The 16,476-nt window shown below is 63.0% G+C and carries 17 protein-coding genes and 1 pseudogene; 7 read left to right on the forward strand and 11 right to left on the reverse strand.

Annotated elements, in window-relative coordinates; genetic code table 11:
- The first annotated feature begins 299 nt into the window (after positions 1-299).
- The 4 genes from DBR22_RS06350 (at position 300) to DBR22_RS06365 (ending at position 3,639) form a co-directional block, all read left to right on the forward strand.
- Entirely contained in the window at positions 300-638 is a 339-nt protein-coding gene (locus tag DBR22_RS06350; protein ID WP_375134912.1) for a response regulator transcription factor, read from the forward strand.
- A 490-nt stretch (positions 639-1,128) separates the two neighbouring features.
- On the forward strand, positions 1,129-1,497 hold the full coding sequence (locus DBR22_RS06355; protein ID WP_219928082.1) for a DUF7793 family protein: 369 nt from the start codon (positions 1,129-1,131) through the stop codon (positions 1,495-1,497).
- 182 nt (positions 1,498-1,679) lie between these two features.
- The gene (locus DBR22_RS06360; RefSeq protein WP_108598305.1) at positions 1,680-2,957 is read left to right on the forward strand and encodes a glycoside hydrolase family 26 protein; all 1,278 of its coding nucleotides are present in this window, start codon (positions 1,680-1,682) and stop codon (positions 2,955-2,957) included.
- Between the two features lie 271 nt (positions 2,958-3,228).
- Positions 3,229-3,639 (forward strand): DUF6855 family protein, encoded by a 411-nt coding sequence (locus DBR22_RS06365; protein ID WP_108598306.1) that lies wholly within the window; start codon positions 3,229-3,231, stop codon positions 3,637-3,639.
- 238 nt (positions 3,640-3,877) lie between these two features.
- Here the strand turns inward: DBR22_RS06365 and DBR22_RS06370 are convergent, their stop codons facing one another.
- The 7 genes from DBR22_RS06370 to DBR22_RS06400 form a co-directional block, all read right to left on the reverse strand.
- A complete protein-coding gene (locus DBR22_RS06370) occupies positions 3,878-4,147 on the reverse strand; it encodes a hypothetical protein (protein WP_108598307.1) in 270 nt (89 codons plus the stop codon).
- Positions 4,148-4,421: 274 nt separating this feature from the next.
- On the reverse strand, positions 4,422-5,060 hold the full coding sequence (locus DBR22_RS06375; protein WP_108598308.1) for a hypothetical protein: 639 nt from the start codon (positions 5,058-5,060) through the stop codon (positions 4,422-4,424).
- A 53-nt stretch (positions 5,061-5,113) separates the two neighbouring features.
- Positions 5,114-5,815: a sortase domain-containing protein gene (locus DBR22_RS06380; RefSeq protein ID WP_108598309.1), complete on the reverse strand. Its 702-nt coding sequence runs from the start codon at positions 5,813-5,815 to the stop codon at positions 5,114-5,116.
- Between the two features lie 24 nt (positions 5,816-5,839).
- Positions 5,840-6,604 carry a CHRD domain-containing protein gene (locus DBR22_RS06385; protein WP_181365054.1) on the reverse strand — a complete coding sequence of 255 codons (765 nt, stop codon included), beginning with the start codon at positions 6,602-6,604 and terminating at the stop codon, positions 5,840-5,842.
- Positions 6,605-7,065: 461 nt separating this feature from the next.
- Positions 7,066-7,488: an Hpt domain-containing protein gene (locus DBR22_RS06390; protein WP_258229059.1), complete on the reverse strand. Its 423-nt coding sequence runs from the start codon at positions 7,486-7,488 to the stop codon at positions 7,066-7,068.
- 10 nt (positions 7,489-7,498) lie between these two features.
- Entirely contained in the window at positions 7,499-8,218 is a 720-nt protein-coding gene (locus DBR22_RS06395; protein ID WP_181365055.1) for a GAF and ANTAR domain-containing protein, read from the reverse strand.
- Between the two features lie 412 nt (positions 8,219-8,630).
- Entirely contained in the window at positions 8,631-9,422 is a 792-nt protein-coding gene (locus tag DBR22_RS06400; protein WP_108598313.1) for an SDR family NAD(P)-dependent oxidoreductase, read from the reverse strand.
- An 89-nt stretch (positions 9,423-9,511) separates the two neighbouring features.
- On the opposite strand from DBR22_RS06400, the gene DBR22_RS06405 reads away from it, so the two are divergent.
- Positions 9,512-10,021, forward strand: a complete 510-nt coding sequence (locus DBR22_RS06405) for a MarR family winged helix-turn-helix transcriptional regulator (RefSeq protein WP_108598314.1) — start codon at positions 9,512-9,514, stop codon at positions 10,019-10,021.
- Between the two features lie 124 nt (positions 10,022-10,145).
- Here DBR22_RS06405 and DBR22_RS06410 read toward each other — a convergent pair whose 3' ends face one another.
- Complete coding sequence (locus DBR22_RS06410) at positions 10,146-11,075, reverse strand: helix-turn-helix domain-containing protein (protein ID WP_108598315.1); 930 nt, start codon at positions 11,073-11,075, stop codon at positions 10,146-10,148.
- A 127-nt stretch (positions 11,076-11,202) separates the two neighbouring features.
- Here DBR22_RS06410 and DBR22_RS06415 point away from each other — a divergent pair, with 127 nt between their 5' ends.
- Positions 11,203-12,048 (forward strand): SDR family oxidoreductase, encoded by an 846-nt coding sequence (locus tag DBR22_RS06415; RefSeq protein ID WP_108598316.1) that lies wholly within the window; start codon positions 11,203-11,205, stop codon positions 12,046-12,048.
- 899 nt (positions 12,049-12,947) lie between these two features.
- Here the strand turns inward: DBR22_RS06415 and DBR22_RS06420 are convergent.
- Together DBR22_RS06420 and DBR22_RS06425 are read right to left on the reverse strand one after the other, a co-directional pair.
- Positions 12,948-14,123 (reverse strand): serine hydrolase domain-containing protein, encoded by a 1,176-nt coding sequence (locus DBR22_RS06420; protein WP_181365056.1) that lies wholly within the window; start codon positions 14,121-14,123, stop codon positions 12,948-12,950.
- A 218-nt stretch (positions 14,124-14,341) separates the two neighbouring features.
- Positions 14,342-14,886: pseudogene (locus DBR22_RS06425) on the reverse strand (AMIN-like domain-containing (lipo)protein).
- 321 nt (positions 14,887-15,207) lie between these two features.
- On the opposite strand from DBR22_RS06425, the gene DBR22_RS06430 reads away from it, so the two are divergent.
- On the forward strand, positions 15,208-15,495 hold the full coding sequence (locus DBR22_RS06430; RefSeq protein WP_108598317.1) for a hypothetical protein: 288 nt from the start codon (positions 15,208-15,210) through the stop codon (positions 15,493-15,495).
- A gap of 140 nt (positions 15,496-15,635) precedes the next feature.
- Here the strand turns inward: DBR22_RS06430 and DBR22_RS06435 are convergent, their stop codons facing one another.
- Positions 15,636-15,914, reverse strand: a complete 279-nt coding sequence (locus DBR22_RS06435; RefSeq protein ID WP_181365057.1) for a hypothetical protein — start codon at positions 15,912-15,914, stop codon at positions 15,636-15,638.
- Positions 15,915-16,476: the final 562 nt, after the last annotated feature.

Genomic DNA, 16,476 nt, shown 5'->3' on the forward strand with positions numbered 1-16,476 from the left:
GCAGAAGCCATGATAGGTGTGACCGTGAAGCAGACGCGGCGCGAGAACCTGTCCAATGAACTTCTGTAGCAGACCGGAAGTACTCGGACCCAGGTTGTCCGCCGCTGGCTGCACAACGCGCGGTTGCCGGCGGCGGACTCCACTGCGCAACGGTTTGGGCGAGCACTCCGTGGGCCAGCCACGGCTTGCTGGTTTGTAGGGTGGACAGCAACCGAGAAGGCCGGGGGGCTCGAATGGATCAAGGCCGCGTTTGCCTTGTCGTAGAAGATGATGATGACATCAGGGCACTGATCAGGATCGTGCTGACTCGCGCTGGTTTCGAGGTGCGTGCGGTCCCCACGGGGGCTGAAGGGATCGCCGCGGCCGCCGATCCGGCCGTTTCGTTGATCACTTTGGACATGGGCCTGCCCGACATGGACGGGCACGTGGTGGCCCGCGCCGTTCGCGCACTGAACAACGCCCCGCTCCTGTTCCTGAGCGCCAGGGCCGAAGATGATGATGTTCTTGCCGGGATGGCCTCAGGCGCGGCGGCTTACCTTACGAAACCCTTCCGCCCGAAGGAGCTGGCCGAAGCAGCCAGTAGGCTCTGCCCCGTTCCTCGGGAGCGCACCCTAACCAAGGCACAGCACACGACATAGAAGGAAGGTGCCTGCCAGCACCTGCAAAACGGTGCAGAATCTCAAGTACTGGACCTGTCGCAGCTCAGGTCGACCGGCGGCTTTCTTCAACGCACATCTCATACCAAAAAGGATCGCCTCCGTTGAGGACCCGCGGGTGGTAGCGGTCGACCGTTGCGCTCGGTGAGCCAGTCGCGGGTTGCCTCCTGCGCTGGTGGCCAGCACGTGGAGATGCTCATTACTCGCAGTGTGGCATCGAGGAAGTCGTGTGCACATAGCCCCACCTGGCGGGAGCTGGCTCCCCCATTCGGTCTTTAGACCGCAGCCAGCTCCCGGGCAGGTGTTCCCCGATCGAGGAATGTTCGAACACCAGCCACGCAAATCCTCCGGCAGAAGCGAACTCCCCGTCAATGCATGCACCCGCGGCCGCATGGTGTGGTCCCCCCTGCCTGACCTGCGGTTATATCCAGATCCCATTAGGATCGTCGAAGAACGAACCGGGGGAAAGTCTGTGGAACCAATCGTGGTCAGTGGCGGCAAAGGCAGAGTCTCACTGGAAAACCAGGAGATTATTCATCTTCTCTGGGAACCTAAAGTCAGAATCGAAGCCGCTGATGCCAGGGCTGCGATGGCAGCCGTAAACAGCATCGCCCGGGACTCGGAATACCCAATGCTGGTCGACATGACCACCACCGAATCCCTGAGCCGCCAAGCGCGGTCTGTCTTTACCATCCGGTGCGCCGCATCCCGCATCGCACTACTGGGCACCAGCCCCGTAGATCGGATCCTTGCCAACTGGTCTCTTGGCGTACAAAACCTTCCCTGCCCAACGCGCTTCTTCACATCCAGGACTGAAGCCATGAAATGGTTGCTCGCCTAGAGCTTCCTGCAGTCACCGCAGTGGGCTGGTGTGCGCGCAGTAGTGCGCCACATCGGGAAGCGCCGGGCGTGCCTTCGGGACTTGGCCGCAGCCTGCCGGCCTCTGGCGTGATCAATCTGTTCGGGCCGGCGTTGTTTGGCGTTTAGGATGGAGCAAAACCGCAGGTCAATAGGGGGTTCGCTATGCCTGACGCTTCTTCAAAGGATCAGGACGCTGGACTCCGCGCGGTCATCTTCGACAGGATGAGGACCTGGGCGCTGCCAGTACTGGTTGTGGTGTTGGCTGTGGGGTTCGGCAGTGCCGGGATTGTCAATGGGCTGGCAGAGCGGGACCGCACCGACCGGGAAGCTGCCGAAAGCCGGAACGTCTCCGCGATCCCGGTATGTGAGGTCGCGGACCGTAAGGACCTGGTACCGGCATCGGGGGCCCTTTTTGGTGTCAACCTGAACCTCGATGCGAAACCGCTGTCCCGGTACGCCACGGATCTGGGACATAAGCCCGCGGTGAGCGTGTCCTTCGCCGACTTCCCGTACACGGCCGAAGAACGTGCGCACCTGCAACAGGCGGCGGCCCAGATCCGCGCCGATGGGCACATGATGCTGCTGACCCTTGAACCCAAGCAGGGCCTGGCCGCGATTACCCCCGAAACCGTCGCCGGGCTCGTCAACGATCTGGCGTCGATGAACGCCGAGGGCGTCCCGGTGATCGTCCGGTTCGCCCATGAGATGAACGGCTCCTGGTACCCGTGGTCGCAACAGCCTGTCGAATACAAGGCAGCCTTCACCGCGGTGGCCTCCGCTGTCCACGCCGGCGCGCCCGGCTCAGCCATGATGTGGGCGCCCAATTACGCCGGCGGGTATCCCTTCGCCGGCGGCCAGTACGAAGCAAAACCCGGTACCGCAGGCTTTGATGCCTTGGACACTGACCGCGACGGCGCCCTGACGATGGCCGATGACTCCTACGCCCCGTATTATCCCGGCGATGAGGCGGTGGACTGGGTGGGCATGTCTCTGTACCACTGGGGGGCACGCTACCCCTGGGGCGAGAACGAGATCCCCGAGGCCAACAAGTTCACCGACCAACTGACCGGCACCTATGCCGGGGCCAACGGCGATGACAGCCTGCTCCCGAACTTCTACGAGGTCTACGGGCAGGAGCACGGCAAGCCGGTCGCCATCCCTGAAACAGCGGCCCTCTACAACCCGGCCACCGGCGGGGCCTCCGAAATCGACATTAAACGCGCCTGGTGGGAACAGGTCTTCAGCCCGGACACCGCCGCTCAATTCCCGCACCTGAAAATGATCAACTGGTTCGAATGGGACAAGAACGAGGTCGAAGTCAACGGCCGCATCGACTGGACCGTCACCAACACCCCCGCCATCCGGGACGCCTTCACCACAGCGTTACCCGACTGGCTGCATTACGGCACCGGAACCACCTGCCGCCCGGCTGAAAAGTAGCAGTGACCCCTGGCGAGAAACCGGCTCCTCCCCGCCGAAGGATACTTCCCATCTCGATGCAGACTCCCGACCACAGGCGTCAATCAGGCCTCGCCACGTCGGCTTCCCGCTACCGCACCTCCTAAACCCGGATAGGGGATCGGGGTGCTCACCCGGCTGCCGACCCTGCGATGGCGACGCCGGCAGAACGAAGCGCAGGACTGTTTACGCCCGGTCATGGAGGACCATAGTCTGAAGCTCAAGGTATCGGGATGGAAGGCAGGTGGTTTGTGTGTCCGAGGGGACCAAGGCGGATCCGTGGAAGCTGGTGACGGCCCCGGGGTCATCTGAATACCAGATGTATCGTGATCCCGAGGCCGAACCGCCGGCCCTCGTCTGCCAGGTCGGCTCAACCACCCTGAAATACCACCTTCGGGCGATCGAGGACCTGCACGTGTGGCTGACTGAGCAGGGAGACTGGGTTCCCCTGGGCGCTGCCGACGAATCCAAGCCCGCCCCGGAAGGCAGCGTTGAGGCCTGGGGCCGGGACCCCGGAAACCCGGTGGGTGGCTGGTACGGACTGCGGAAAGGCTACCGCGGACGGTTCGGAATGTACCTTCCACCACTGCTCGAAGCCCTGGGGTTGGCCGAACTCACCCACGAGAAACGCAACAACACAATCCGCGCCCTGCCCGGACACTGAAGCCACGGCCGCCGGGACTAGCCCACAAACAACCGAGACGGGCTATTTGGTCGCGTCCGAGTAAGTTTGTCCCGCTTGAAGGAGCGTGGCCCGAGGGCTACGACATCGTTATCCCTACGGCAAGGACCAGGTTTGTTCCTCATGCCCGCCGAGGCGAAGACGCTGCCGACATTCATCGATGCCCGTACAGCGAGGCCCCGGCGGTGTATACCTTCCCTCCAATGGTGTACTGCTGGGCTTATGAGGGGATTTCCATTTGGAAGCCGCAGCCACAGCGCAGGACACGTGTGCTGAGGTAGACCTCCAGGACTCCTTGGGCGGCCGGTTCTGTGGTCACGGGAGAATAAATGCTGTGCAGGTCTGAGCCTGCCGCGTGCATAGGCTCGCCGCAGTGGATGTACTCCCCGTCGAACTGCAGGACATCAATTAACTCGTCATGGCTGCGCCGGTGCGTGGCCATGATCTTCGGAGTTTGCCTGAGGACGTAGGGCTCGGAGATGGTCGACATTGACTGTTTCCTTTGAAGGTTGGTTTCCAACATGGTTGTTGAAGCCGCTTTCCCGGGTTCAGGCTAGCCTTGGGTGCGCGGAGCTGGCAAGCAGTCGAAACTGTAGGTTGCGGGGCGGGGCTTTCTGTCCGGGCGGAAGCCTGACACTGGCTGGGTGCTCACCGCGATGCTCTGACCGGTGCCCGGGCAGTGCGCACCGCATAGCGGGGCGAAAACTCGCCCTTTCATGCGAACCGGGGTGGGCTGGCTGTGTTTGTACGAAAAGCCGGCGCGTTTAGGGGTGCTCGATCCAGCAGGCGAGGATGGTGGTGGAGAGCTGGTAGGCCAGGGCGTTCCTGGTGATGTTCTCCGGTCCCACGGTGCCGGGCAGGTCCGCGGCGTCTACCTTCAGCACGAACGCGTCTTTTTGGAACACGGCGGATCCGCCGGCTGTTTCGTAGGCGGGGAAGCCGAGGTTCGCCAGTCCTTCGATGGGCTTGGCATCGTTAGCGAGGGCCTGCATCGCGTCGAAGTATTTGCGTGCTGAGGCCTGATCCGCTGCTTCCTGGACGGAGATGACCAAGGCTCCTTCGGCCAGGTGGTAGGTACAGGTGAAGGTGCTGTCGGCCCACTTATTGATCGTGTGCGGGTCCGAGTCCAAATCCAGGATGGAACGCAGTCTCTCCTTCGGCTGGTCCCCGCAGACCATCAAGGCAGCATCACTTGGCCCGTCCGGCGTAGCGGCACCAGGTGATGATGATTTTGTACCGTGGTGCCCGCCGCCGTGGCTGCTGGAGGGCCCGGCTTGGGGCGAAGCCGCGGACGGGTCTGAGAGCTCCGATGGTGCGGTGATGGAACCGGCAGCTGTCGCGCAACCGGAGAGCACCAGGGCAGCCATGGCCAGGCAGGCCAGCAGGGGCTTGTGCTGTTTCATTGCTCTTTCCATCCTTCCCGCCGTCCCGATGAGGGGGAACCGACGGTGCGTTGTCAGGTCTTGAGGGTGGCGTAGACGACGTAGTTGTCGTCGAAGAGCCCGGTGGCGGGATCGTAGCCGTCGCAGGTGATCAGCCGAAGCTCGGCTCCGGGGGTGTTGCCGTAAACCTCGAGGGTGGGGAACTCGTTCTTGGGATAGAGGGCCCCGCGCTCAACGGTGAACACCGCGGTGCTGCCGTCGGCCCGGGAAACGTTGATCTCGGCCCCGGCAGTGAGCTTCCGAAGATCAGCGAACACGCCCTGATGGCCGCCCAGGGCGTTGACGTGGCCCAGCACTACCGATGGTCCGCGTTCCCCGGGGGTGGGGGAGCCGTCGTACCAGCTGGCGGGTGCGCCGTTGCCTGTGTCCTCCGGGACCTTGAGGGAGCCGTTGTCCTCCAGTCCCAGGTGGAGCAGGTCCGTGCGGACTCCGATCGAGGGGATGGCCAGGGTGGCCGGGACCGAGGCGGCCATGACCGCCGGGGGATCCTGCGCGGGCGGGTCCGCCGCGGGGGCAGCCGGCGCCGGTTCGGGCGCAGCCGGTGCTGCGTTGGGAGTGCCGGGTCCCGCAGGGGCTGAGAGGGAGGCTGATGGAGCCGTTCCGGCATCCGGGGTGGTGGTGGGCCCGCCGCAGCCGGCCAGGGTGAGCAGGAGCAGAACCCCGGCCGCCGTGGGGGCCCCGAGACCTCCACGGCGGCAGGGGTTCTTAGGTGTCACAGTAGTGATCCGTTCAGCCGCGGCTTAGGCTGCTGCGTTGCGGCGGCGGACGGCGTAGGTTCCGCCGGCCAGGGCGATCAGGGCCAGGCCGGATCCGATGGCCAGGGCACCGGTGTCGGTGCCGGTTTCGGTGGCAACACCGGTCGCGGCGCCGCCTGCGGGCATCTTCATCTGCCCTGCAGTCAACGTCCCGCAGAGGGCGGGGGAGGTGGCGGCAAGGGGAAGCGTGGGGGCGAGGTCGCTCTTGGCGGCCTGGCCTGCTGCGCTGAGGGTGGCGGGGTCAAGGCCGTGCACGACAACCACCGCGGTGCCCGCTTCGAGGGCTGCATGGGTTTCAGCGTTCATTTCAAACGTGCGGTCCACTGTGTAGGAGGCACCCTGTCCGCCGACCTTCAGGTCAAGACCTGCCGCGGGGCTCGTGTCGCCACTGGTGGACAAGGTGGTGACGATGCCGCCGTAGGACGGTGCGCCTTCGGTGGTGGAGATGACCTGGTCGCCGTCCTTATCAGCTGACGGGTCCGGGCAGACGCCCTTCGCGCCGCCGTGGATGTGCTGGACGTGCGGGTACGGGGCGTCCATGAACGTCGCCGGCATCCCTGAAACCTTTAGGACAACATGGGCCTGGTTGCCCGTGACATCAACGGTGATCGTGCCCGAGCCGGCGCTGCCGTTGAGCTGCTTCAGAGTGGACTGATAGGACCCGTCATGGGCCATCGCAGGAGAACCGGACAGGGCAAGAGCGGCTAAGGCCAGGGTCGGGACTGCCATAAAGCGAAGTGTCTTATTCATTCGAAAGATCTCCTCATACACGCGCGTGTGATGTTGGCGCCCCAAGGAAGGGACAGAAGGTACTTCGAAGCAGAACGCAGCAGGGACGGGTGAAAGTGTGCGTTGGAGCACAAAATCGTTTCTGTCGCGCCTCTACCTGCCCTGCCAGCCAGCAGTTTTAGGCCCCGTTGCCCGCCCATTCAAGGAAGCGTCGGAGTCCGCGGCCAGCGTCGTGCGTTTGCGCAGCCAACGGCCGGACCTTCTCGACGGGATGCTGCGTGGAGGCGTTCGTCAGTCCACTGTTCGATGGCCGGAGGAGTAGCTAGGGGGATGTCCCAGTTATTAGGAAGTGGTAAAGCGCGGAGTACAAGGAAGGAAGGAATGGCCCTCTGCAACCCGGCTACCGATCCGTGCCCGAACTTCATCCTTCACCTCGGCCTTGTTGCTCGGTTTGGGATCTGGAGCAGTAGGTCATGGGCATCTCAGGGTGTGCCATTTGGTCGTCCTTGCAGGTGTCTGCGCAGGACGTAGTCGGTTTGGTCTGCGCAACGCTTTAGCTGTTCCGCGTTGGCTGCGGCGAGCCGCGGCAGGATGGTGAAGGGATCAGCGCCATGGGTGTTGCGCAGGGAATGTTCGAGGTCCCGGCTAAGCCCGCTGAGGCGTTCTGCTCCCACCATCTGGGTGGAGGTACGAAGGCTGAGCACGGCGTCCATTGCGTCATCGTCGTCTCCTGCGGTAAGGGCTTGGCTCACCCGCCGGATCCTGGCCGGCAGCTGGGCAAGGAAGTCCTGGACGAATATCCGCCAGATGCTCTCATTCCCTTCGAGCTCGACGCGGAGCCGGGCAAGCACAGCTTCATCCAGGAGCGGCAGCATGGAACCGTCACCCTGGGGCATCGTCGGCATCCGGGTGTTCTTATCGTCCGAAGTGTGTGGTGGGTAGCCCGCCGGGCAGGTTTTCGACGATTGCCTCGGCCACTATCCGGACCTTGAGGTTCCGATGGCTTGAAGCTCTGGCAAGGATCTGAAAGGCGTCTTCGTAGGAGCACCTGTTCTGGGCCATGATTACTCCGCAGGCGACGTCTATGGTCGTTCGGCTTTTCAACGCGGACTGCAGCTGATCCGCACAAGACTGAGCGGTCCTGAGTTCCTCGGCCAGGGCGTAACTGCTGGCCGCCCGTTTTCCGAAGGCCATGACAGCGGCCACCACCCCTGGGGTGAAAACGTCGTCCCTGCCTGACAGGAGGGTCAGCGCACCAAAACGGTCAGGTTCCAGGACCAGCGGGACGCACAGCATGGACCGGAAGCCCGCTTCCTCCAACAGGCGCCAGTGATCGGGCCATTGAGGGTGCGGCGAGTAGCCGTTGGTGATAACTGCGGGGTTCCCGGCAAGCGCCTGGGACGTGGGCGTGTTCCCGCCGTCCTGGTCATCTCCTATGACGTGCAGCGCTGGATCACTGGTTCCGGCCGACAATAGGGGTTGGTGGGGGCGGGGAACGATCGCGACACAGTCGAACGCGGACCGAACCACGTCGGAAAGGGCGGATGCTGCGGCTCTGACGAGGAGGGTAAGGGACTGCGCCGAGTCCTGTGCGCGAAGGTCGATCAGAGTCGGGGATAACGCTGCAGTGCCCACTCTGGCAAGGCTTCCCGTGTCGTGCGCCAGTGGATCAGCATGGAAGGCAGGGGTTACGGCTGGTGTTTCAGGGTGCCTGCCGGCGCGGGACCTGCCGCGGGACCGGACTGAACCACCGGCCCCGTCCCCTATCACCGTATGTCGGGACGCCTTGTTCCCTCGTAGTTCCGTGCCCACTACCTGCCCCCTGACAGCATGAATCAGTTGCAGGCCGCTGGCTGAACCATCTACCGACGGTAAGCGGCAAGGCACCGAGCTGACACGAGTAGTGTGTACTCTACTTTTCCTCAACCCCTGGAAAGGCGCACCGGCCTTCCAGGTCAGCCCGTCCGGACGGGTACCCCTGGGCGGCAGCGCCGACATCCGGCAAGCCCGAACAAGGTAGCGAACCGCGCCCTTGTCCGGGCGGCGGTCAGAGCATCGCCGTGAGCACTCCGCCGTCAGCGCGCACAGCAGCCCCGTTCGTCGCCGAGGAAAGCGGGCTCGAGAGATAGACGGCGAGACTCGCGATTTCGTCCGGCTCGATGAAGCGCTCGAGGAGCGACGTCTGGTTCCCGCCCATGATCACCGCCTTCAAATCATCCGTAGAGATACGCTGCGCCTCGGCAATGTCGCGCACCGTACCGGCCACGCCGTCCGAGTAAGTCGGGCCGCCAAGGATCGTATTGACCGTCACGCCGGTTCCGCGGGTGAGCTTGGCGAGCCCGTTACTCAAAGCGAGCATCCCCGCTTTTGTCACGCCGTAGTGCGTCATGTCAGCCGGTATGTTCACCCCTGATTCGCTTCCCACGAAGATGATCCGGCCCCATCCTGCCTCCCGCATCCCGGGCAGCAGCTTCCGCGAAAGCCGGACTCCGCTCATGACGTTGACGTCAAAATAGCGGGACCAGTCCTCGTCCGGTATCTCGGCGAAGGGCTTCAGCTCGAAGAGACCGACATTGTTGACGAGAATGTCGACGCCGCCGAGCGCAGCGACCAGGCGCTGCACCTGGGCAGCATCCGCGAAGTCGGCCGCAATACCGGTCACGTTCCCACCGGGAACTTCGGCTTCGAGGTTCTTTACCGCTTGCTGAACCCGGCTGTCGTCACGGCCATTGATGATCACCGCGACGCCCTCCGCGAGAAGGGCCCTCGCGATCGAATATCCGATCCCTTGCGTTGAGCCGCTTACGAAGGCGCGTTTGTTTGCCAGCTGCATGTCCATAGTCCGACCACCCTTAGTTTTACTTGCTCAGTCAAGTAAAGCTAGCCTCCTTTTGCTTGCTCAGTCAAGCAATCCTGTAGCCTGTATGAATGAGTGACTCCAGCGCCCCGGACCGTCTCGCAGGGGATGACCTTACGACCTGGGCTGCCCTTGCGACGGTCCTGGAGTGGCTGCCGCCCGCCCTCGATGCCCCACTGGCTCATGGTTTCGATCTCACACACTTCGAGTACGGCATCCTGTTCGCCCTGGCTGACGCGCCAGACCACGCACTCAGGATGACCGTCCTAGCCAGTTATTCAAACAGCTCGCTCTCACGGCTCTCCCGAGCCGTGTCGCGGATTGAAGGCCGGGGCTTGGTACAACGCACCCCAGACCCCCTGGACGGGCGGTCAACCCTGGCCACCCTGACCCAGACCGGGGTGGAGTTGCTCGACAAAGCCACTCCAGTGCAAGCCCAAACGGTCACCAAATTAGTCCTCGAGCCCCTCACAAAAGCCCAACGGAGCCAGCTGCGCGAGATCTGTCTGCGGATACAACGAGCCATCCGGGAGCAGGAAGGATGGCAGCCGCCACGATCCGTCCCGCCTGACACTGCCTAGCAAGTTCAGCGAGACCCAAACCAGGACGTGCCCGGTCAGGCTTTCCAAATGCTCGGCAAGATGTCTCGAAACCCTAGGGTTTTGAGGCGGAGAGGTTTCGAGACGGCGAGCTACAACGTCACGGTCAGCTTCGTTCGGTGTTATCCAGGATAGAAGTCGCTGTAGGCGGCTCGGGTGTTTGCGGCTGCGTTGTTTTGTTGTTTGTTGCGGCCCAGTGGGCGAGTAGTTGGAGGCTGTCCTGGGAGGTGGAGCCGGGTTCCGCGGTGTAGGCGATGATGGAAAGGCCTTTGTCGGTGGCGACTTCCAGTGCTTCGAAGGTCAGGTCCAAGTCCCCGACTATGGGGTGGTGAACCTGTTTTGATCCTGAGTGGTGGAGTCTTACGTCGTGGGCTGCCCAGAGTTTGCGGAAGTCATCGCTGCGGGTAGCGAGTTCTCCGATGAGGTCGCTGAGTGCCCTGTCGTAGGGTGCCCGGCCCGCCGCGCTGCGCAGCAGCGCAACTGTTTGTCGGGCTGCGTCGTCCCAGTTCCGGTAGAAGACCCTGGCACGGGGGTCGAGGAAGAGGAATCGCCCGAAGTTTGCTGGTCTTTGCGGCTGCACGTACATTTCCGAGTAAAAGGCCCTTCCGAGCTGGTTCGAGGCGACGATGTCCAGCCGTTCGTTCTGCACGATGGTGGGGAGAGCTGTCATCGCGTCGATCATTCTTTTAACCCCTGGACGGACCTGCTGCGCCCGGTGGGTGGCGCGACGTTGCTGCGGCTGCGCGCCTTCGTTGGCGGCACGCACCAGGTCGTACAGGTGAACCCGCTCGGAGTCGTCAAGGTGCAACGCCTGGCTGATGCCTTCCAGAACCGATTCCGAGACGCCTTTGGCGTTGCCGCGCTCGAGCCGGATGTAGTACTCAGTGCTCATCCCGGCCAGCAGGGCAACCTCTTCCCGGCGCAAGCCATTAACACGGCGTGGGCGGTGACCGAAGACGGGCAGCCCCGCCTGCTCCGGCGTGATCCTGGCCCGCCGGATCATCAGGAATTCACGGATCTCGTTGGCGCTGTCCATGCCTTCGACGCTACGCCCAAAAGCCGGCGTTAGGGGGTCACTGGCATTAACCGGATAGGCCGGGACTCCCTAGGCCATTGCAGGCGGGATTGACTGAAGACAGTCACCCACACGAAAAGGAAACACCATGACAGCTCAGGAAGTTTGGTTCATCACCGGCGCCGCCCGCGGAATGGGCATCGACATCGCCCGCGCCGCCCTCAACGCCGGCCACGCCGTCGTCGGCACGGCCCGCGACGCAGACCGCGTCACCGAAGCTCTAGGGGAGCACGAGAACCTGCTCGCCGTGTCCCTGGACATCACCGACGAAACCGCCGCCAAAACAGCCGTCGAAGCCGCCCTGGAACGGTTCGGCCGCATCGACAGGCTCGTCAACAACGCCGGGAACTTCTACGCCGGGTTCTTCGAAGTCATCAGCCCGGACCAATTCCGCCAGCAGATGGAAACGAACTTCTTCGGACCCGTGAACGTCACCCGGGCCGTGCTACCGGTCATGCGCGCCCAGCGCAGCGGCCACGTCATCACTCTCAGCTCCACCGCAGGGCTCACCGGCCAGGAGTTCGTCGCTGCGTACTGCGCCTCAAAGTTCGCAACCGAGGGCTGGATGGAATCCCTTCGCTTTGACGTGGAGCCCTACGGCATTCACACCACTATCGTGAACCCCGGTTTCTTCCGCACCGAACTGCTCGTCGAAGGTGCTTCCACGATGTGGCCCGAGCTCTCCATTGACGATTATGACCAGCGCACCCAGGGCACCATCGAGGCCTGGAAGGGCATGAACGGCAAGCAGGGCGGGGACCCGGCAAAACTCGCCGCCGCCCTCATCACGATCGCCGCCCAGGATCAGCCGCCGCTGCGCTTCCTCGCCGGTGCCGACGCCGTCCAGACCGCAGAAGACAAAGCACACCTGCTCCTCGAACAGGCTGACGCCCACCGCGAACTGTCCTCATCCCTCGCCCACGACGACCAGTAAACGACACCGCTGCGGTGGCCCTGCGCCTTCACCAGGGTCACCGGGACGGGGCTCAGAACCGCACGTTCAGTCACCATGCACGAACATGATCCTCCCTTAGAGACCCGGATCATGTTCGACCAGTAAAGCGCTTCTTCCGGCTTTCAGGAGATAGTGCAGGCTGGTCTAAGCCTGACTGATTGCCTCTTCTCCTAGTGCTACCCAAGGGCCATGATTAGCCTTACGGGCACATTGCACGGCCTGCCAAAAGACAGCTAGGCAAGCCTAGAAAAGACACCGCCATGATCCGAAAACTGCTTTGCAGATGGGGCATCAGCCATCACTGGCTTGCCCAAATGAGCGACGGAGAGTTTCGTCGCCACTGCATTCACTGTGGGAAGGAAGATTCCCACAGTGCCCGGTGGTCGGGGAGGCTCGCTAGCGGTGATCACCCCGAAGACCCCCACACCCGCGACTACTACTAGGCGCTAGATTGTCATGCTCACGAAAATGCTGTGCAAGCTCAATCTCCATCACCGCTGGCACGTCGAACACAACGATGACGGTGGCCTGTACAAACGCTGCCTTCATTGCGGCAGGGACGGCGCTGAAGGGGACGGGGCAGCCAACGACTGGGCGCTAAGGCGGTGGTGGTAGATGACCACCATCGGCGGTACAGAACATCATGATCTGAATCGGAGGATGCCGTGATCCAGGCCCTGCTGTGCAAGCTAAACATCCGGCACGAATGGCATCTCGAACACGCCGAAGACGGAAACGTGTACAGGCGCTGTCGGCGGTGCGGCAAGGACGATGATGAACACACCAGGGGTGGCGGCAACTTCAGCGCTTGGTGAGGCGGAATAAATGAGGCATCGCGGTTCGGGTAAGGGGCTGCGTCAGCGGGCCGTTGACCGCCTTTAGTTGGCCGGCCTGCAGATGCGGTCCAATGCTTCGTTGAGTGTGGACTCGATCCGGTCGTTCAGGTAGTAGCGCTTGTCTTCGGTGGAGGGGTCCTCGAGTTCCGTGGGCATCGGTGGTGTTGTGACTGTCATCGCGGCCTGATACCGCCCGTCCCCGCTGCTGACCGCCACAGTCTGGTAGTCCCAGAACCCGCCACGGGCCTCGTGCCGCGAGTCTTTCGAGCAACCGTCCGCATGCTCCCACACGCCCAGCCCGTACGGGTGAAAGCCTGCGCTGGTCTTCATTTCCCGCAGGGACGACGCTGAAACCGCCCGGCCCTGGAAGATTCCAGCCATGAGGAGGTTCAGGTCCGCCATCGTCGATATAGCGCACCCGGCCGGGTTGCCGACCATAAAGGTGTTGTCGGTAGTGTCTACTAGTTCACCGCGCAGGGTGACGTAGCCGTGCAGAATACCGGTTTCGTGCGGGTCAATACGGTCCAGGCTGGTGTTCTTCAAACCGAGAGGTCCTAAGACATCCTCCTGCAGTACGTCGACGATGGGCTTGGACCGCAGCGTCTGGATGAGGAGGCCGAGTGCGAGATAGTTGGTGTTCGAGTACTTGAATGACCCGACATCGTCAGAGGTCCAGGGAAGGGTCCCTGCCAGTTGCAGGCCCCCCTCCATCGTGAGTGTTTGGGCGAGCACAGGGCGGAAGTCAACATCCTTCGGCAGGGCATCGTTGACGTCGGGCATTCCGGATGTATGGTTGAGCAGCTGCCTCACAGTGATCGGGGCTGGTGGCGTGAGTGAAGACGTGAACCTGGGAATGACGTCGTTGACGGGATCGTCGAGGCCGATGAGGTTGTCGTCCACGAGCTTCAGCACGGCCACGGCCGTCATCGTCTTGGTGACGCTGGCGACTTGAGCGCGGTCCGTTGGCTGCGCCGGGGTCTTAGTTTTAAGGTCCCGCACGCCGTAGGCCCTGGACCACTCGCCCTCGGGCCAGCGAATCTGGACGACAGCGGCCACCGCGCCCTCGTCCATGAATAGCTGGACCTGCTTTTCCAGCGAAGCGAAGGGATTCGGTGAGCTTGTTACCGGCGCTGGCTCATCGCTGGAATAGGTGCAGCCAGTGAGAAGGATGACGACTGCGAGGGCCGCCCGCCGCCACACGCGATTTTTCGTGCTCATTGCCGCATCCACTCGGGACGTCGTGACAGGTTCGGGGCCGCCCGCGGCACCGGATCCGGCCAGACCTGCGGCGGCACCGTCGCCCCAGCCCCTCAATTGTATGACTGGGAGGCGTCGTGGAGAACCCTTTGCCCAGCAGCTGTCTTCTTGGGTTCATGCCGTAACCCCAAGAAAAGGTGCCGCGCCACCGATCTCGGGTGCGGCACCTTTCGGATCCGTTACCAGGAGTGGGCGACGTCCACGATCAGCCGGGAACCGGGTCCCGGCCCGTCCAGGGTGAAGACTCGGAAGGGTAGCCGGGCGCGAACTCCGAGGCCGATGTTGGTGGAACCTTCGAAGCTATTCGCATAGACGACTTGCCGGAATGTCTGGTAGCCGGAGACGTTGGACAGCTCGGCCTTCGCTGCCGGGCTGTAGGTGACATTGCCGTTCTGGTCGTAGGAGGGTGCGTTCACGACGACCTGCAGGCGTGCGTTGCCGTAGACCGGAATCGTGAAGCCTGTGCCGTCCTGGATGATCTCCGGGACGTACCGGACCGTGTAGCCCTTAGCGGGGCCGTTGAGGTCAACCACCATCCTGTCGAAGCAGGGTTGCTGCCCTGTACGGACGTTGGTGACGGAGGCGGAGCTCATCTCAGGCGCGGATTTGGCCAGAGATCCCCATGCGAGCCCGCAATAGGTGGCTGCCGAGGCGGGCCCCGGTGCACGATGCCCAGCCCGACGGCTGCCAGGAGCGCGGTGAGCCAGAGGAGGAGTTTTTTCATTGGGGTGCCATCCAGATAGGTGGGGCGGTTGGATAGCTCAAGATTAGGGAGTGCCAAGCCCCGAAACGAGGGTTGTTGCCGCTTCGGGGCGGAACCGTGAAGAACCCCGCGGTAGGGTCACACGCCAGTAAATCCAGGGGCTAATTGCCGGCCGTCTTAACCGTTTCGGTGCCGTTTTTTGCACCCGGGCGTAATGCTGGTAACGGCTCCGGGACAGGACAAAATCCTGACCCAGCGTGATTCCAGGGACCTGATGGGTAATTGGTTCCTATTAGTGGTTAAGCAGTCAGCCGGCACAGCACTCGAAGAGAGTCATCGACCATGGCATCTGACGCTGACAACTCCCATCCTGAAGACACAACACTTGGCCTCTCACCCGCCGGCCGGATCTCCAAATCCTTCCGGCGCTGGCTGGCCGTGCCCGTATCAGATCTCATCATGCTAAGACACGTGCTCCAGCGTCAGGTCGAGAAGGACGGGTCAGCCGAGGCGCAGGCGCTCCTTCACCTCGTGGACGCGGAGCTCATCCGCCGCTCTGCTTCCCTAGTTGGCATCATTCCGCCCGGGCCAACATTCGGCAGTGAGGTTCCCTGTCCGGAAGCTGGCTAGGACCACCTGCTGCCCCGATGATGCGGCAGCCGGTGATGGCGGCCCTGCACAGGGAGGGCTGTCGCCGTGGGCCGGTGCCACCGATTGGGGGACCGGCCCACGGTCATCATGACAGGCTTCTGAAGCTCGGGGCGACATCGTCATTGGGGCGCCGCAGTGTGTCTCCTGGGCAGCAGGATCTGCTCACTGGGCTGCCTGTCCGGTCGGTCCAGGATCCATGAGCTGTCCTGGGTTGACCGCGTCTTCGTTCGCCGAAGCTTCCTTATCAAGAGGGCTAGAGGCAGCAACAGCAGCTGCAGGATCCCGGCCGCTATCAGTAGCAGCACAAAGAGGATGACGTATGGCAGGTTGATGAGGAAGATGCCGACAAGGACGGCAAGGTATCCCACGCTGAATCCGAGGATCGTTTCGGCGTTCAACGGTTACTCCCAAGAGCTATCCGGTGTGATGGGTGGTGCCGCTGCCTCGTGCCCGACGGAGGCTCACCCTTCGAGGGCGTGCAGCAGCGCGGTTTCGGTGAATACGGGCACGCCACGGCCTCACATGGTGGGCCATCCCTCCCGTGGCCGAAGCAACCAGCGTTGACCCGTTCCGTCTGCGTCGAATGTGAAGGACGACAACGGCGGTCAGACCGATCCAGGCAAATGCCGCACCGATGACAAGGAGCACTGCTGGAAGCGTGTCCATTGCGACACTTCTCCTAAAACTGAAGGGTTCGGCTGTTGGCCCGTGAGAGACGGGCGATTGATGGTGCGGGCAACTGCCCAGGCTGAACCGCGGAGTTCAGAGTTGCGCGGGGGAGGCGCGCGTCTCCTCCCAAGGGGCAGGCGTGTTCTGGATGTTGGGAGGATAGGGGGCTGTCACAGCGGTCTCCGGATGATCTGATTCCGGGCCTGCTGCCGGACTTAGTTGAGGTATAGCGCGGGGCGCAGCGGGAGTCAATAGCGCTGTTTAGCTCACGGAGAAGGGGCCGCCGGCGGC

This window comes from Arthrobacter sp. HMWF013, from assembly GCF_003061105.1.
Lineage (GTDB): Bacteria > Actinomycetota > Actinomycetes > Actinomycetales > Micrococcaceae > Arthrobacter.

Coding starts and splice junctions, on each gene's coding strand:
- DBR22_RS06360 (WP_108598305.1), top strand. CDS start 1,680: ATGCCTGACGCTTCTTCAAAGGATCAGGACGCTGGACTCCGCGCGGTC.
- DBR22_RS06370 (WP_108598307.1), bottom strand. CDS start 4,147: ATGTCGACCATCTCCGAGCCCTACGTCCTCAGGCAAACTCCGAAGATC.
- DBR22_RS06375 (WP_108598308.1), bottom strand. CDS start 5,060: ATGAAACAGCACAAGCCCCTGCTGGCCTGCCTGGCCATGGCTGCCCTG.
- DBR22_RS06385 (WP_181365054.1), bottom strand. CDS start 6,604: ATGAATAAGACACTTCGCTTTATGGCAGTCCCGACCCTGGCCTTAGCC.
- DBR22_RS06390 (WP_258229059.1), bottom strand. CDS start 7,488: ATGCCGACGATGCCCCAGGGTGACGGTTCCATGCTGCCGCTCCTGGAT.
- DBR22_RS06400 (WP_108598313.1), bottom strand. CDS start 9,422: ATGGACATGCAGCTGGCAAACAAACGCGCCTTCGTAAGCGGCTCAACG.
- DBR22_RS06405 (WP_108598314.1), top strand. CDS start 9,512: ATGAGTGACTCCAGCGCCCCGGACCGTCTCGCAGGGGATGACCTTACG.
- DBR22_RS06410 (WP_108598315.1), bottom strand. CDS start 11,075: ATGGACAGCGCCAACGAGATCCGTGAATTCCTGATGATCCGGCGGGCC.
- DBR22_RS06415 (WP_108598316.1), top strand. CDS start 11,203: ATGACAGCTCAGGAAGTTTGGTTCATCACCGGCGCCGCCCGCGGAATG.
- DBR22_RS06420 (WP_181365056.1), bottom strand. CDS start 14,123: ATGAGCACGAAAAATCGCGTGTGGCGGCGGGCGGCCCTCGCAGTCGTC.
- DBR22_RS06430 (WP_108598317.1), top strand. CDS start 15,208: ATGGCATCTGACGCTGACAACTCCCATCCTGAAGACACAACACTTGGC.